The sequence below is a fragment of the Candidatus Palauibacter sp. genome (assembly GCF_965197445.1).
Taxonomy (GTDB): Bacteria; Gemmatimonadota; Gemmatimonadetes; order Palauibacterales; family Palauibacteraceae; genus Palauibacter.
Window position 1 is genome coordinate 214591 of the sequence record NZ_CBDANE010000005.1, and the last position, 15654, is coordinate 230244.

At 65.9% G+C, this 15654-nt stretch carries 12 protein-coding genes; 1 reads left to right on the top strand and 11 read right to left on the bottom strand.

Annotated features, from left to right (window positions below; all coding sequences use genetic code 11):
• The 9 genes from ACN9M6_RS08240 to ACN9M6_RS08280 all read right to left on the bottom strand — a co-directional run bounded on the left by ACN9M6_RS08240 (window position 1) and on the right by ACN9M6_RS08280 (window position 8189).
• On the bottom strand, window positions 1–729 hold the full coding sequence (locus tag ACN9M6_RS08240; RefSeq protein ID WP_419162449.1) for a hypothetical protein: 729 nt from the start codon (window positions 727–729) through the stop codon (window positions 1–3).
• A 51-nt stretch (window positions 730–780) separates the two neighbouring features.
• Window positions 781–2019: a hypothetical protein gene (locus ACN9M6_RS08245; protein WP_419162450.1), complete on the bottom strand. Its 1239-nt coding sequence runs from the start codon at window positions 2017–2019 to the stop codon at window positions 781–783.
• Between the two features lie 10 nt (window positions 2020–2029).
• Window positions 2030–2704: a hypothetical protein gene (locus ACN9M6_RS08250; RefSeq protein ID WP_419162451.1), complete on the bottom strand. Its 675-nt coding sequence runs from the start codon at window positions 2702–2704 to the stop codon at window positions 2030–2032.
• Window positions 2697–3038: a PadR family transcriptional regulator gene (locus tag ACN9M6_RS08255; protein WP_419162452.1), complete on the bottom strand. Its 342-nt coding sequence runs from the start codon at window positions 3036–3038 to the stop codon at window positions 2697–2699. The genes ACN9M6_RS08250 and ACN9M6_RS08255 overlap by 8 nt, the downstream gene beginning before the upstream one ends.
• A gap of 112 nt (window positions 3039–3150) precedes the next feature.
• A complete protein-coding gene (locus ACN9M6_RS08260; RefSeq protein WP_419162453.1) occupies window positions 3151–4131 on the bottom strand; it encodes an NADPH:quinone reductase in 981 nt (326 codons plus the stop codon).
• A gap of 512 nt (window positions 4132–4643) precedes the next feature.
• Entirely contained in the window at window positions 4644–5456 is an 813-nt protein-coding gene (gene panB, locus ACN9M6_RS08265; RefSeq protein ID WP_419162454.1) for a 3-methyl-2-oxobutanoate hydroxymethyltransferase, read from the bottom strand.
• 4 nt (window positions 5457–5460) lie between these two features.
• Complete coding sequence (locus ACN9M6_RS08270) at window positions 5461–5688, bottom strand: ferredoxin (RefSeq protein ID WP_419162455.1); 228 nt, start codon at window positions 5686–5688, stop codon at window positions 5461–5463.
• Between the two features lie 7 nt (window positions 5689–5695).
• Complete coding sequence (locus ACN9M6_RS08275; RefSeq protein ID WP_419162456.1) at window positions 5696–6934, bottom strand: cytochrome P450; 1239 nt, start codon at window positions 6932–6934, stop codon at window positions 5696–5698.
• Window positions 6924–8189 carry a branched-chain amino acid ABC transporter substrate-binding protein gene (locus ACN9M6_RS08280; RefSeq protein ID WP_419162457.1) on the bottom strand — a complete coding sequence of 422 codons (1266 nt, stop codon included), beginning with the start codon at window positions 8187–8189 and terminating at the stop codon, window positions 6924–6926. The genes ACN9M6_RS08275 and ACN9M6_RS08280 overlap by 11 nt, the downstream gene beginning before the upstream one ends.
• Before the next feature lie 128 nt (window positions 8190–8317).
• Here ACN9M6_RS08280 and ACN9M6_RS08285 point away from each other — a divergent pair, with 128 nt between their 5' ends.
• Window positions 8318–10081 carry a hypothetical protein gene (locus ACN9M6_RS08285; RefSeq protein ID WP_419162458.1) on the top strand — a complete coding sequence of 588 codons (1764 nt, stop codon included), beginning with the start codon at window positions 8318–8320 and terminating at the stop codon, window positions 10079–10081.
• A gap of 22 nt (window positions 10082–10103) precedes the next feature.
• On the opposite strand, the gene ACN9M6_RS08290 is transcribed toward ACN9M6_RS08285, so the two are convergent.
• Together ACN9M6_RS08290 and ACN9M6_RS08295 are read right to left on the bottom strand one after the other, a co-directional pair.
• The gene (locus tag ACN9M6_RS08290) at window positions 10104–11696 is read right to left on the bottom strand and encodes a hypothetical protein (protein WP_419162459.1); all 1593 of its coding nucleotides are present in this window, start codon (window positions 11694–11696) and stop codon (window positions 10104–10106) included.
• On the bottom strand, window positions 11693–15613 hold the full coding sequence (locus ACN9M6_RS08295) for an N-6 DNA methylase (RefSeq protein WP_419162460.1): 3921 nt from the start codon (window positions 15611–15613) through the stop codon (window positions 11693–11695). Before ACN9M6_RS08295 ends, ACN9M6_RS08290 begins: the two co-directional genes overlap by 4 nt.
• Window positions 15614–15654: the final 41 nt, after the last annotated feature.

Below are 15654 nucleotides of genomic sequence, written 5' to 3' on the forward strand. Positions count from 1 at the left end.
CTACGCCATCGGGTAGCCCACCGATTCCTCCGGTTTGCTCGGTGCCCAGTTGCGGTCTCGCAGCCAGAGGGCGGTGGCCGCCAAAGCGAACGACCCGGCCCACAGCCAGCAACCGAGGCCCTCGTAGTGGAACGCGATTGGGCCGCCGCCGATGCCGTACAGGATGGTCGGTCTGAAGAGATTGTTGATCACCAGCCCAACGCCCAAGACGCCCATGACACCGAGAACTCGTCGAAGCCGCCGTCGCGTGGGTCGCCGAGAGCCGAACAGCGCCGGGAGGGTCATGGCCATCGGAAGATTGGCGAGTAGCACCGCGGGGATGCTCACCGCCGTCATTGCGAGGCCCCCTCCCGTCATCACCATCCACAGGAACTCGTATCCGACTTCTGAAAACATTGCGAGGTCAGCCTTGGGCGATCCCATCCAGACAGTGCGATGGAGCGGGAGAAAGAACGATGCCGCGAACAGCACCCACCCGGCCAACAGGAGAGGTCGCCATCTGGGCCGGCCGGCCTTCACGAACTCCTTCGCGAGCGCGGCCGACTCGCCCAGTTCGTCGCAGACGATGCTGAAGACTTGGGCGGGCGTCAGCTCGGGCGTCAGCTCGCGTTCCAGGTCGAAGCGCGCCCTGAGGTGGTCTTCCAGTTCGTCGACTTCGCGCGGAGAAAGTGAAGAGCTGCGCTCCAGTCTCCCACGCCACCCTGTGACTTCGGTCTCAAGTCCAAACACGACTGCCTCCCAGGTACATCTGGCGGGCTTCCCAATGCCGCCCGCTAACGCTTACGGGCTCTTCTGGAACGGGATGGATGCGACGGACGGTCGGTCGAACTCGTCTCTGGAAACGCCCCAGATCCGGGAACTGGAGAAGCGAAAGGCATCGAACCGGTCGGGCAGTCGAACGTCCCGCGTGGCTCCGTCAGCTGCGATTCGCAGCCACAGCCGACCGCCGCTGAGCCCGCCGGCGTCGAGATCCAAGGGATGCAACCACATCGTTCCGTCTTCGCTGCAGCGGAAGTCCACATATCGGGGCAGGTAACTCGCGAGTTCGTGCGGCTCGCCCTGAACCCTCTGGGCCATCTGATTCAGGAGCCGAAGACTGTCCTCCGCGGTGAGCCTGGTCGTGACATCTCCCGTCACCTCGGCCTGCCTCAGCGCAAACACCGCTGCGGAAAACTGTCGAGGACTGACCTCGGTGAAGGGAACAGGAGGCAGGTCGATAGAGGGCACCTCCGCACCCGATCCATCGAAGCCACGAAGCTGATTCCTCACCCGATCATGGACGCGCACGAGATTCTCGCCGCAGGAAGCCCACAGCCGATACCACAGGGGAAACCCACCGTCACTCCGGATGAAATCTGCGGATGGATCGTCCAGCGCGTCGCCGAGCGCGACGAGGTCTCGAACCCCTCCGGCCTCCGGATCGAACGCGACCAGATCGGCTCGCAGGAGCGAGAAGCGGAACTGTAGTACACCCTCCGCCATCGACCCGCTCGAGCGGGGCACGATGATCTCGCGGCCGAGTCTGGCCGTTCGCACCGATGTCGTCAGCATGCTCGTGCCGGTCCGGACACTGCCCGGCGGGAGGGCCTCCGACCGCAGCGGGATCTCCGCCCAGTCCGCGTCCGGTCGCGAGATCCGGATCATCGCGTGGCGCACAAGGTCGAGGACCCAGGCCTCTCCCTCCCAGCCTCCCGTGACGAAAGCGGAGGGCATCGCGAATTCGTCCGGACCCCTTCCGGACCGCCCGTGCGCGCCGAGAGACTCCCCATCCGGCCCGAATCCGACGAAGTACGGCGCGCTCGAATTCAGAACCCAGACGGAGCCGTCACTCAACACCTCCATGTCTCGCACCACGGCGAGGACGTCCGAGCTGCCCAGCACTTCAATGGTCGACGCCTCGAGCTCGACGGGGGCGCCGGGCTCGCCGCCGACGTACGCCCCGTCGACGCACGCGAGTAACGCCGCGCCGGACAGGACCGCGGCAACGGTCGAGGAAGTCAGGAGTTGAATAGGTCTCACAGTTCCCCCGTTAGAGCGCCGGCACGTCCAATTTGGCGGCTGTCCATGCCCGGTCGCGCAGCCAGAGCGCAGTGGCCACCAGAGCCAACGACGCGGACCAAGCCCAGTACGCAGGACCGAGATGCGCCACCGAGCCGACGCCGTCTACTACGACCCACGGAGGGGTCAGCAGGGTCTTCACTCCGAATCCAAGGGTCGCAAGCCCGCTGAGTCCGAGCACGATACGGTGGGCGATCCTCAGGTAGCGTCGCGAGTGTCTCCTCACGGGACGCGCGCTTCGGAAGACAGAGACCGTCATGATCATTGCGAGATTGGGGAGGGCCAGAACGAACGCTCCATCGGCTAGAGATGTCCAGAAGAGCTCATAGCCGAACTCGAAGATCGGTGGGAAGGCCGGCGAGAGGAAGAACGAGGCCGCGTACAGTGCCCACCCGGCGAGGAACAGAAACCGCCAGGCGGGCCGGCCCGCCTTCACGAATTCTCTCGAGAGCGCAGCCGGCTGGCCGAGCGCTTCCCGAGCAATCTGGAACGCCCGGGCGGGACTCAGCGCCTGGGTCAAGTGCAACTCCAAGTCGACGCGGGCGCGCAGGTGGTCCTCGAGTTCATCCAACTCGCGAGGTGAGAGGGCCGACGTTCTTTCCACCTCCCTGCGCCACCTCCCGACTTCCCTCTCCAGTTCAAACATGGCTGCCTCCCCAGGACAACTCGAGGGCTCCGTACACCGCTCGCCAACTCTCGCGGTCGGCCGCCAGCCGGCGCTTGCCGCGGGCCGTGAGTCGGTAATACTTGCGGCGCCGCCCCTCGTCCGTGAGCTCCCAGCGACCGACGATGAGGCCGTCCCGCTCCAGCCGGTGAAGCACGGGGTAGATCATCCCATCGGACCACTCCAGTTCGCCGCCGGAGAGCAGCTTGACCTGTTTGAGGATCTCGTAGCCGTAGGTCTCGCCGCCGGCCAGAATGGAAAGCACCATCGGGCGCGACGAGGCCGCCACCAGCTCCTTGTAGACCGATTTCTTCATCCGACCCCCATACCATGCTGTACGAGATACCTTGTACCACAATGTATAAGAGCGCTGTGAGACCGGCAACTTCGCCGCAGATGGCAGCCGGGGACGTTCCCGCGGGAACGTCTTACGCGAATTCGAGCAGGATCTTCCCGAGCGGACCCGCTTCCACCGCCTCGTGGGCGGCGACGATGTCTTCGAGCGGGAAGCGAGCCGCGATCGTGTGGCGGAGTTCGCCGGCCCCCAGCCACCCGGTGAGGTCTTCCACCGCCTGGCGCTTCGCGTGCTCGGGCATCAGGAATACGAGTTCGAAGCGCAGGGTCAGGTTCTTGTACAGGAGGGTATAGAACGGGACGGCCGGCTGCGGCTCGCCCTCCGAGGCGTACGCCGAAATCACGCCGTTCGGCTTCAGCATGGCGATCGAGGCGTCGAGGTTCCCGCCCATCTCCACCTCGACGATGCGGTCGAGACCCTCTCCATCCGTCAACTCCAGGACGCGGGCCGCGACATCTTCCGCACGGTAGTTGATGACGGCGTCCGCGCCGGCTTCACGCGCGACCTCGCCCTTCTCGGGACCGCTCACGGTGGCGAGGACGCGGGCGCCGCCGAGCCGCGCGCACTGGATCGCGTAGGCGCCCACCGCGCCGGCACCTCCGGTCACCAGCACCGTGCGTCCCTCGACGGGACCGTCACCGTAGACGCAGCGGTACGCTGTGAGCGCGGGGATGCCGAGACACGCGCCCGCGGCGAAAGAGACATCGGCGGGCAGAGGGACGGCCCGCGAGGCGGGGATGGTCACGAACTCGGCCGCCGTGCCCAGGTCGCTTCCCCACTGGGCTTCGTAGATCCAGACGCGCTCGCCCACGCGGCCGGCGTCAACGCCCTCCCCGGCCGCGTCGATGGTTCCGGCGCCGTCGAAGTGCGGCACGACAAGGGTGTCCGTCAGGCTACCCCGCCCCCCCGCCCGACGCTTCACGTCCACGGGGTTGATTCCCGAGGTGCGCACCTGAACCCGCACCTCGCCGGGGCCGGGCGTTGGCGGTTCGCGCTCGCCGACTTCCAGCACGTCTCGCGCCGATCCCTGCTTCGTGTACCAGGCTGCTCGCATCGCGTCTCTCTCCTCCCGCTAGTCGCCGCTTGAACTCAGGCCCTCGGTGTGTCCGTCCACGGGGAGCGCCTGGCCGGAGATCTTCGCACCGGCCTCCGACGTGAGAAAGAGGACGAGCGCGGCCACGTCCTCGGAGTCGACGAAGGTTCGGAGCGAGACCTGGCGGAGCCAGCTCCATGGCCAGGGTGCGCGTGAAGCCGATCACGCCCCACTTGGCCGTGGCGTACGGGCTCCGGAGCGGATAGCCGTGCAGCGGTCCGGCGTTGTCAACGAGGACATCGAGCCCGCCCAGCTGCTCGAACGCCGCGGGCCACGTCCGCTTCCGCGAGACGTCCGCCAGCGCCGAGCCTCTCGGCAAAATCTCCACCGACCGACGCCAGGAGGTCCACGAGCGCCGCGGGATCGCGGTCGCAGCGTGATCGCCCGCCCGATCCCGGCCCCAGCCCCCGTGACGACGACGCGCCGGCTTTCGTGAGCGGGCACGGTTGTCACCCTTCTTTTCACCCTCCTTTTCACCTTTCGTAGCCGTGTTCGACCGCCGGGTAGCTGCCCTCCCGCACTTCCCCGGCATATCGCCCCACCGCATCGCGCACTGCGGCCCCGAGTTCCGCGTACGTCTTCAGGAAGCGGGGGCTGAACCCCTCGTTCAGACCGAGCATGTCGTGCAGGACGAGCACCTGCCCGTCGCAATCCGGACCGGCGCCGATCCCGACCGTCGGCACCGAGACCGCCCCGGTCACCCGCCTCGCCACCGGCGTCGGCATCAACTCGAGCACGATGGAGAAGACCCCCGCCTCCTCCAGCGCCGCGGCATCCTCCACGAGACGCGAGGCCGCCTCGTCGTCCTTGCCCTGGATCCGGTGCCCTCCGAGTGCGTGCACCGCCTGAGGCGTGAAGCCGAGGTGTCCCATCACAGGGATCCCCGCCCGAACCATCGCCCGCACCGCGTCGACGACCTCGAAACCGCCCTCGAGTTTGACGGCGCCCGCACCCGTCTGTTTGAGGACGTTCCCCGCGTTCCGCACCGCCTCGGTGACCGAGACCTGGTAGCTCAGAAACGGCATGTCCACGACCACGAAGGCGCGGGACGTGCCCCGAACCACGATGCGGCCGTGGTACGTCATCTGTTCCAGAGTGGCGGAGAGGGTCGTCTCCTCCCCGCACAGGACGCTGGCCAGGGAGTCGCCCACGAGGATCAAGTCCACCCCCGCTGCGTCCACCAGCGAGGCGAACAGCGCATCGTAGGCGGTGATCGCGACGATCTTCTCACCCCGCGACTTCATCGCGACGAGATCGAACGTCGTCACACTCATGGTTCGCGTCATCGGATCACCCGTCTGCACGCGGGAACAAGCACCGTCCCGTCTCGGCGTCGACGACGCGGATCGCGCTCACCGGACAGTTGCCCGCTGCCTCCAGCACCGCCCCCTCCGGATCACCATCCGGATCGACGACGGTCGATTGCCGGTTCTCATTGTGCGCGAAGACACGCGGCGCTGTCGCCACGCACATCGCATTGCCGACGCACCGCCCGTGGTCGATCTCGATCCTCACCATGGGGCGCTCACCATGTTACGGGCATGGACTCGATAGACCGGAACTGAAGGCTCGGCTGATACCGCAGCGCCTCCGTCTCCAGCTCGAAGCGCTCGAACCGCCGCGCCAGTCCCCGGAACACCTCCTGCCCTTCGATGCGCGCGAGCGCGACCCCCAGGCAGTAGTGGATCCCGGATCCGAAGGAGAGGTGAGGGTTCGGCTGCCGTCCGATATCGAACCGGTCCGGGTCCTCGAAGACCGAGGGGTCCCGGTTCGCCGCCGCGATGATCCAGCGGATGCGCTCGCCCGGGGAGAGGGTCTTGCCGCAGCACTCGGCCTCCTGCGCGACGATGCGCTGGGTGGACTTCACGGGTGGGTCGTAGCGCAGGCACTCCTCGGTGGCCTGTCGCGCGAGGCCGTCCGGGTCCGCTCTGAGCCGGTCCCACTGCTCCGGGTGCGCCATGAAGGCGCGGAGCCCGTTGCAGATCAGGTTCATCGTCGTCTCGTGCCCCGCGAACAGCATGAGACCGGTGTTCACCAGCACCTGGTGGCGCGTGAACACCCCATCGGTCTCGCCCCGGGCCAGCGCCGAAATCAGGTCGTCGCCGGGCTCCGCGATGCGCTCGCGGACGAAGGGGCGTACGTACTCCACGATCCCCCGAATCCCCGCGGTCAGCGGTCGCAGCCGGTCGGGTTCCCCACGGTTCAGGTGGAGGATGCTGTCCGCGAGCCCCCGCAGCGTGTCCATGTCCTCGCGCGGGACGCCCATCATGCGCGCGATCACCCGGACGGGGAGTGGCGCCGCAAGATCGGTGACCACATTCATCCTTCCGCGTGGCCACAGCTCCTCCAGGAGGTCGTCCACGGTCTGCCGCACGAAGGGTCGCCACGCTTCCATGGCGGTCGGGGTGAAGTACGCGTGCACCGTCTTGCGCTGCTCGAGGTGCGCGGGCCTGTCTTGCTCGACCAGTTGGTCGGCGCGAAACGCCTTCACTTCGTCGAACAGGTGGGCGTCTTCGGGGAGCACGGGCGGGTACGGCGCCGATTCGACGCCCCGGATGACCGCCGAGGAGAAGAGTTCGTGATGGCGGAGAATCCAGACGATCGGCTCGTATCCCGTCACCACCCAGAGCCCGAACTTCTTGTTCCAGTGAACGGGGTCCCGCTCCCGCAGCCGCGCGAAGTGGGCGTACGGGCGCGCGATCACCTCCTCCGCGAAGAGGTCGTCGAGATCCGCCGCGGCGTCAACGGCCGGATCAGGGGACAAATCGATAGACGACCGGCAACCGCTGGACATCCGTGATGCCCGAGTCTGTGTGGTGGTAGATGTTTTGCCGCCCCGTGCCGCAGTCGCCGAAATCGTCGCAGGAAATCGTACCGATGAGACCCTGGAGGTCGGCGGTCCCGATCCACGCGCGCAACGCGGCGCGGTCTATGTACAACCGTCCGCCTTCCTCCACGGCGACGGATCGGACGGCGCTGAGCAGGAACGTCGTCGCATCGTAGGCGAGCGCCCAGTAGGGAGACTGCGGATGCTCGCCGTAGGTGGCTTCATGCGTGGCGAGGACGGTTTCCGCGCTCTTGCCGGTCACCTCGTTGATGTTGGTGCGGTAATCCGATTCCGGCCCCGCGAAGTAGATCCCCTCGGACTGCGGCGTGGCCAGGAAGTCCGAGACGAGCAGCGCCGCTCCGGAGATGAGCGTCACCCCTTCGAGGCCGTCGAAGACCCTCGCCTGCGCCGCGAACGGAGAACCTTCCGCCCGAAACAGCGGGAAGAAGATGCCGTCCGCCCCGGCGACCGCGAACTCCGCAAGTACGGCTGTCATGTCGGCGGCGCCCTTCCGGATCCCGGCGGCGACGGGGACTTCTCCGCCGAGGGCCTGAAACGCATCTCCGAACGCGTTCACCAGCGCGGTCGTGTAGGGATCGCCGTCGTGGACGGTCGCGATGCGTCTGAGGCCCAGTTCATTGTAGGCGAAGTCGGAGACGGCCCGCGCCTGGTAGAGGTCGTTGTTGGCGACGCGGTAGTAGCCGGGGTGATAGTCGGGGTTCGGATTGCCGGCCAGATCCGAAGTCAGCAACGGTGACGTGGTGCTCGGTGCGATCATCACGAACCCCGCCTCGCTGATCACCGGAGAGGCGGCCACCGCCGCGGCCGAACAGGACGTGCCGATGACGCCGACCACCTGCGGGTCCGCCACGATCTGCCGGGCGCCCGCCCTTCCGCCCTCCGGCGAGCACATGGAGTCGATGGGGTCGCCCAGTTGGACATTGCGGCCGCGGATGCTCGCCACGTCCCTGACCGCAAGCTCCACACCGCGCCGCGCCGTCTCTCCCAGCGAAGACCCGGTCATCGACAGCAGCGACCGGATCCGCACGGCCTCGCCACGCTGCAGCGTGACCGTCCCCAGCGGTCCCGGTTCAAAGCTCGACGGTCCGGTGCTTCCGTCGCACGATACCATGAGAGCCGCTGCGAGAGTGGCAGCCAGCGTCAGTCGGACGATTCCGACTCGATTTTTCATCGGGACACCTTCCCGGTAACAGGTCGAATGGTCTCGTCCCAAGCTACGCGAGGGCAGAGACGCCTCCAAGATGCGCGCTACATTGTGACTTCGGCTTTGGTCCAGCGGACAACGGCGAGGGGGTGGTGATGTCTCGAAACCGGCTTCTGATCGTCCTGGCGAGTCTTCTCGCGGGCGCCTGCGGCGAAACGGGAACACCCGGATCACCCGTCCCCATCCCGCTCGGCGAACTGGCCCTCGGGGCGTGGTCGCCGGCCGCCATGCTCTCGAACGATCAATTCCTCCCGTCTCCTCGCGCGCAGGCCGCCCGACACCCGTTTTCCGGCACCCTCGCGCTTGGTGGCGCACAGCTTCAGACGGATCCCTCCGAACTTCGCGAGCGCCGGGTCCTGGGGAGAGACACGAAGCGGTTCCCCGACGTCTCTCTGGGGTTCGTCGCGGATGGCCCGGATCTCATCCCCGTGAACCGCGACCTCATCGTAACTGGCACGCGCACCGAGGGAGGCAGTTACTGGGATGTCCTTGTGGGCCCCGGCACGGTCTGGTCGGAGCCGGGCGAAGCGTGGTCCCGGGGAGCCTTCCCGCTGCAGCTCGCGAGTACGGTCGAGAACGAGACCTACAACGGCGTCGCGACGTTCGCCTTCAACGACGGAGAGGTGTCCGGCGTCCGCTTTCAGACCGTCACGCAGGGCCGGCCCTACTTCCTCGTGCAGCGGCGGCTGATGTGGGGCCAGCTCGCAGCGGACTACACCCCGGGTCCCGCCATGCCCCAGGTGGTGGAGGCCTTCGCCGCGGAGAAGGCGCAGCGCCTGCCCCTCCGCCCGATCTCCGACCTGCGCGCGCGGGTGGGAGACTCCGTGTTCGAAAGCATGCACGGGGGCATGAACCTCGAGAACGTGGTCACCGCGGCCTTTCTCGTCGGAGACACGCTCTACGCGGCCGGCTGCCCCACGCCGTTCGGTGAGCTCCCCTTTTGCCGGGAACAGCGCTTCGGGATCTGGTCCGTGACGAAGTCCACCGGGAACACGATGGCCGCGCTGCGTCTGGCCCGGCGCTACGGGCGGGAGATCCTCGACGAACGGGTCGCCGACCACCTGGACGTCACCGCCGATCACGACGGCTGGGACGATGTCCGCTTCCGGGACATCCTCAACATGGCTACGGGCGTGGGCGAAGGGTCGTCGCAGACCGAGCCCAACAACACGAGCGATGGCTATCTGATCGGCTACGACGACTGGTACACGGCGATCTCGAAGGACGAACGGATTCGACAGGTGTTCCGCGCCTCGAACCATCCCTGGGGACCGGGAGAGGTCGTCCGCTACCGCGACCAGGACGCGTTTCTCATCGGCGCGGCGATGGACGCGTACCTCAAACATCAGGCCGGACCACAGGCGGACCTGTGGAGGATGCTGGAGGAAGAGGTCTATCGGCCCATCGGCGTGCCGCACGCGCCGACCAATCGGCTCCTCGAGGCGGACGGCTCTCTCAGTCTCCCTCAGATGTCACAGGGCTACTATCCCACGGTAGACGACCTCGCGAAGATCGCGCGGCTCCTGCAGCGGGGTGGCGCCCACGAGGGGGAACAACTGCTGCACCCGGAGTTGACCGCCGAGGTCCTGTACCGGACGGACGTGCTCGGGATCACCTTCGGCCCGCCCGTCGAGACCGGGCAGCCCAGCTACTACCTGGCGCTCTGGCACCAGAACTACGTTGGTGAGGGAGGCTGCGTCGTGGACCTCACCCGCATGTCGGGCTGGGGCGGGCATCGTGTCGTCCTCTTCCCCAACGACATCGTCGCGATCCGGATCTCGAAGGTCACGGGCCGCGAGTCCTCCCCGGTTGACGGTCTGGCCGCGGTAGCCGACCGGCTCGACCCGTTCTGTCCCTGACCGGGCCGAGTTCGACTGAGCGTCAGTCTCCGCGCTTCGCTTGCGAACGAAGATCCTCCGCCAACCGTTCGCAGAGGGCGATGGCCGACAGACAGAACGCCGCCGCGACTGCGACCGACACCGTCTGCCCTTCATGCTCCTCCAGGTGCTGCCCAAAATTGCCCACCCCGTGGATATGATCCACAAGCAGGGCCGTCGGCTTTGTCACGTACCTTGCGACGGCCGAGTGTTCCGGCCCGCCGGTGATCTTGCGCAGAATGCCGCACTGCGCACCCCGAGAGTGGGGGAGTTTATCGTTGTGGCTAAAAACGTCCGCGCGCTTCCATGTGTCCGGCAGCGACCTGTCCGTGGGAAGCTCGGCATTCCAGATGAGATCCAACGCACGGTCCCTGATGTTCCGAAACCAGATGAGGGAGTCTTCGGGCTGGGGGTAAAGATCACGAACCGCCTTGCGCACACGGCCGAGCAGTTCTGGGTCAGCCTGGACAATCTGGTCAAGACGGAGTTCGAACACCCCGCGAATATTGTCTTCGAACGCTTCCGCATCGCCGAACAGTCGGCGCAGACTCGTTATCCCCTCTTCCCGCTCCGCCGCGTAGCGCTTCATAAGGCGACAAGACGACCGCAGCCCTCCCCTCGCGCTCACGGCAAAGCCCCGCTGTTCCAGTATTTTCCTTCGGGATTCGGGGATGTTCGCAATGGGCTCGACACCGCGTCCCAGTTCCACCAGATCCGACCGCAGCTGCGTGGAGCAGTCGTCCCAAAGGGCGGCCAGCGACTCTCCCGGCGTTTCAAGAAGGGCTTCGGCGACCTTATCGACGTGCCGTTTCGAGAGCGTGACATCATCCGGAGCCTCGGAGAAAAGCCGGCTCGCCAGCGCGGCCGCAAGGACCGGGGCTCCACCTGTCCAGTTTATGATCTCCTTGCGAGCCGATTCATCGAGCTTGACGCGCTTCAACTCGAACGGCTCCAGAAATCCGCTCCAGTCACTTTGTTCGAAACAACCGACTTGGAGTGGCGTGTCGTAGAAGATCTCCCAGAAATCGGAAGTGCGGGATTCCTCGGTCTTGCAGAGTTCACGGAGCCGATCGCGGCTACCCGTCACGAGACGCAGACTCGCCCTCTGGGCCAGTTGGCGCATGTAGTCCCAGAGATTCCGCGTGATTCCGGCTTCTGCCAATACGTGATCGAACCCGTCGAGCACGGCGAGCAGGCGGTCGGCGCGGCACTCCAGCGCCTCGAATACGAGATCGAGTAGGGGGTCGCCCAACGCTTCGTCGTCGGGCTCCAGCGAGTCGGCGAGGTCAGGATGCCTTTCCGCGAGCGCCTGCTTGGCCTTCTCGGCGAATCGCCGTCGGAACTCCGCGTTGGTTCGCGGCGTTCCATGGCGGAGGTCCCAGTATACGGACGCCGCGTAATGGTCGCGTTCGGTCCTCCCGAAGAGAGACGCGATGTGATGTAGGAGGACGGACTTCCCGAAGAGTGTCGGCCCGACCACGCTCACATGGTCGGGCGTGGGCTTCGTCAAGTGGCCCCGTAGCTGGTGAACGAGGCCTTGCCGCCCGTGCAACGCCGGGATGTCGGTACCTCGCACCCGATAGGGATTCTCACTCATCGCGTGCGCTCCGTCTCGTCCACCGCGCGGCGCCTCACGACCTCGAAGTCGACGTTACGATGTATCCACGCGGCCATCAGGGGCGTGGCGAGCTCGTAAGCCGAGCCCCGCTTGCGTTCCGTATCGCGGAGTCGGAGCAGATCCAACTCGCGAAGGGACTCCAGATCATCGGTTAACGCGACCGTAGACTGAAGGTCGACGCCGTACTCCATGAACTTCATTTCAAGCAGATCCAGCGTATTGGGATCCGGCTCGCTCTCAAGACTCTGGCACAACGCGAGGATGAACCGTCGCCGCTCCGTCTTCGCGTATTCCCACAGCGTATGGAAGTGCTCGTTGTCCTCGACCATGACGTCGGCAGCTTTCTCCACGTCGACTAAGCTTACGGCCCGCCTGTCCAGACGCGCCGCGCGCTCGAAGATACGGTTACAAAGCGATTGGATCAGAAACGGCTGCCGCGCGCACAGCTTGACGACTCGATCTCTCGCCTCCGGCACGTAGAGCAGGCGGCCTTTGACGGGTTCCGTCACGAGACGGCGCGCCGACGCTGCGGACAGCTCGCTCACCGTGATGCGGTGCCCTAGCCCAAACAGGGCGGACCCATACTCCTGTCGGAGTCTTCTCAGTCGCCGGGAGCCGACCAGCACGGCGGAGAGATTCTCGTACTCGTGAAGTAAGAAGCGTAAGTTCCCCGGCACCTGCGGATTCGTGATTCCCTCGTCGATGCCCTCCTGCAGTTTGTCGAACTCGTCAACCATCAGGAGGAGGCGCTTGGGTCGCGCAGCCTCTATGACATGCCTCAAGAACAGTTCGAACAGTTCGAATGCCCGGTCGGGGCGGGAGAAGAAACCCCTCAGCGCCTTTGTGAACGCGAAATCAAAGTCAAAGGGGGAGCTTTCGCCCGGCCGATCTACTCCGGGCAGCCACACTCGCAGACCACTGCGGTGCGCCGCCAACCCCACCCTATAGGCCAAGAGCCGAAACACTTCGGTTGTGGGCAGACCGCATCCGGTTGCGTCGCTAGTCCCGGCCTGAAGCGAACAGTCCGCAGTCAGCCAGCCCGGTAGAACCTCTGGATCCCTCAGACGGTTGAGGATCGATGTCTTGCCCGTGCGGCGATTGCCCTCCAGCAACACAACGTTGGCTCGGCCTTCGTTCGAGAGCTGCCGCTTGATGTCGTCGATGATCTCTTCTCGACCGAAGAACATCTTCTTGTCGACCGGACTTCCAACGACGTAGGGACTAGCTCCGAAGTCGGCGGTCCTGGGCGTCTCCCGCACGGCACGGATTGCCTGCTCTTCCTGCCCCTCTACGTGGATCCCATCGAGTCGAACAGCCTTCCAATCGACCCAAACCCGGCACAGACCCTCCGGAGTGGTCCGCGGGAGGGCGACGGGCAGGGTTAGCTCCTCTCCGTCGGCTAGATATGGCACCGACCCTGATCCAACGGCCGGCGACGTGGAGACTTTGACGTTCCGGAGCGGGAGAGGCGATGCGTTCCTGATTCGGAGCTGGACGACGTCATCTGTGCCCAGTTTGATGGTGCCTCGTTCCATCACGGCTTCGAGCCGCACGGCTTCGAGAATCGATTTGCGCTCCGCCTCCACCAGTGGGAGGATCGCCTCGGAGAGCTCATTTGCCCATATCGCTTCGGTCGTAAGCTCGTCGTCCGTCCATGGATGCCGTACAGTCGTTTCCTTAATCGCGAATCTTGCGTTGTCCAGAATAGCCAACCGGCTGGCGCCCGCAGGCACCGCACTCAAGTCCCGCAACCCGCTCATGGGCTCCTTGATCTCCGACAGCCATTCCTCGGCTACACCGGCGTCGCCGTCGGACTGGGACTCCTCGCGCTGCGACAGCGCATCGAGGAACGAACGGGCCGTCCGTTGCAGTATCTTACATCGCTCCTCGGAAGAGTCGGTCGGATCCGGCTGAGGTGAATGGCGAAGGGTGTGGAACCACATCTCTACCGGATCGGAACCGAAGTCCGCCAATTCCTTCATGTGGGTCAGCAGGTCATCGCCACCCCCCAATACGAGCCGCTGTTCGCGTACGAGCCGCTGGAACCAGACCTCGGGGACCGGCAGGGGAAGGGACCTCAGTCGACGGATCGGGAGATGCTGAACGCTGACTCCGCGTGCGTGACCGCGAAGCCAGCGTTGGTATTCCAGCGATCTCAGGAGGTGGAGCAGGAATACCGCGTCCATCTCTTCGCCCGGTCGCACCACGGCCAAGCCCCGGCGTGCCACAGCGTCCACCGCCGGCCCGTCCGGCCGCACGATCCCGACCGTACCGACTTTGCCGCTGGTCGCCACCAGCAGATCCCACGCCCGCAGACGGCGCTCGGGCCGCACAGCTTCGCGGTCCGCCGTCAGAAATCGCGACGGCTCCGGATCGATCGGGCGCTGGCGGAGGTCGGCGACGGAAAGCAGTTTGATGCCTGTTGCCGCATCTTCCGTATGCGTCGTCGTCGTCCGTCCGCCACGCCCCGTTCCAGTGAACACGTCTGCGACCTCATGCAGTGGTCGTGACGGGAACTCGTAGGGGGAATCCGGCTTCTTGAGGGCTTCAAGGGAACCGGCCAAGGCCCGCGCACCCGTCCGCTTGGCGACGAGTTCCCAATCGAGTGCCGCCAGGTCGGGCACCGGGGTTTCCCAGAGTGTGTCGAAGGGCCTGCTGGAGGGCGTCCCGTCCACGAAACGGTTCGCGATGCGCCGTGTCAGTTCGTTGGATGGTCCCGGGTTGGGTTCATAGGGCTCGTTTGCGCGGGGCCAGTCCTTCACCTCCAGGAACCGGACGGCGCCGGTCGCCTCTTTTCGCCGAAAGACCAACAGGCTGGTCTTGACGCCCGTGTATGGGCGGAATGCGCCTGCGGGAAGCGAGACCACGCCGTCGACGTGGTAGTTCGTGAGCAAGTGTTCCCGAACCTTCTTGTCGGGGCCGGTTCGGAAGAGCGCCGCATCCGGAAGGGCAATGACGGCGCGCCCCTCCGGACGCAGGGACGTCATCGCATGCTGAAGAAACAGCGTCTCGATACTTCGCGCGGCGAACGGCAAATCGCACCACGTGTCCCGGCGGGGGCGTCTTCCCCACGGCGGGACCGCGAGAACGCCATCGAATCCCGCTGCCGCTCCATCCGCACTCCAGGACCGCTCCAGGGCGTCGCCGACCTCAAGCTGCGGATACTCCGTCCCGGCCAGAATGACTCGCGCGAGTCCGATGCAGTACGCATGCGGATCGATTTCCGTCCCGAACACCGAAGACGCGGGATCCGATTCGTCGCGAAGCCTCTTCGCCACCGCGGCCAAGAGATTCCCACCGCCGAAGCAGGGGTCGTAGATGCGCTCGCCGGGGCGCGGGTCGAGGAGATCAACCATGAGTTCGGCGATGGGTTGGGGAGTACTGCACTCGGCCATTGCCGGCCCGCCGACGCCACCGACCGGATCGGCGATGATCCCCAAGACCTCTCCAGCCCACCATCTATCGTGCGCAGCGCCGAAATCGAGGGCGTTGCACCATCCCAGAACCTGCGGGATCGTATTGGACCATGCATCGACCCACATCCTCAGCACCAGCGCGAGGTGTTGCCACCGAGAACCCAGCGGCTCGGCGGAGGTGGCAAGCAGAGCTGGAACCAACTCGCCTTGCACGAACTCGACGAATTCCGCCTCCGGGAGATCCTTCCATGCACTCCAGCGGTGACGCGGCGTCAACGCGTCGGTGTGTTCAGCCCACCGAAGGAGGCATAGCGCCGCCAACGGAGCAATCCAGGCTCCGACGGGCCGGTCGACGGCCTGCGCACGCCGCAGCCGACGGATCTCGGCCAGGAGTTCCGACGCGTCCGGGGCAAGGCGGCGCTGCCGTGGCCGTCGCCGCCGGCTGGGGTCCGCAAGCCCAGTTTTTGTCTCTTCCGTCATTCCATCTCCGTCAGCATCGGCCGACATCCGGCTCCTATGCC

Coding starts and splice junctions, on each gene's coding strand:
- ACN9M6_RS08285 (WP_419162458.1), top strand. CDS start 8,318: ATGTCTCGAAACCGGCTTCTGATCGTCCTGGCGAGTCTTCTCGCGGGC.
- ACN9M6_RS08260 (WP_419162453.1), bottom strand. CDS start 4,131: ATGCGAGCAGCCTGGTACACGAAGCAGGGATCGGCGCGAGACGTGCTG.
- ACN9M6_RS08290 (WP_419162459.1), bottom strand. CDS start 11,696: ATGAGTGAGAATCCCTATCGGGTGCGAGGTACCGACATCCCGGCGTTG.
- panB (WP_419162454.1), bottom strand. CDS start 5,456: ATGACGCGAACCATGAGTGTGACGACGTTCGATCTCGTCGCGATGAAG.
- ACN9M6_RS08280 (WP_419162457.1), bottom strand. CDS start 8,189: ATGAAAAATCGAGTCGGAATCGTCCGACTGACGCTGGCTGCCACTCTC.
- ACN9M6_RS08270 (WP_419162455.1), bottom strand. CDS start 5,688: ATGGTGAGGATCGAGATCGACCACGGGCGGTGCGTCGGCAATGCGATG.
- ACN9M6_RS08255 (WP_419162452.1), bottom strand. CDS start 3,038: ATGAAGAAATCGGTCTACAAGGAGCTGGTGGCGGCCTCGTCGCGCCCG.
- ACN9M6_RS08295 (WP_419162460.1), bottom strand. CDS start 15,613: ATGACGGAAGAGACAAAAACTGGGCTTGCGGACCCCAGCCGGCGGCGA.
- ACN9M6_RS08250 (WP_419162451.1), bottom strand. CDS start 2,704: ATGTTTGAACTGGAGAGGGAAGTCGGGAGGTGGCGCAGGGAGGTGGAA.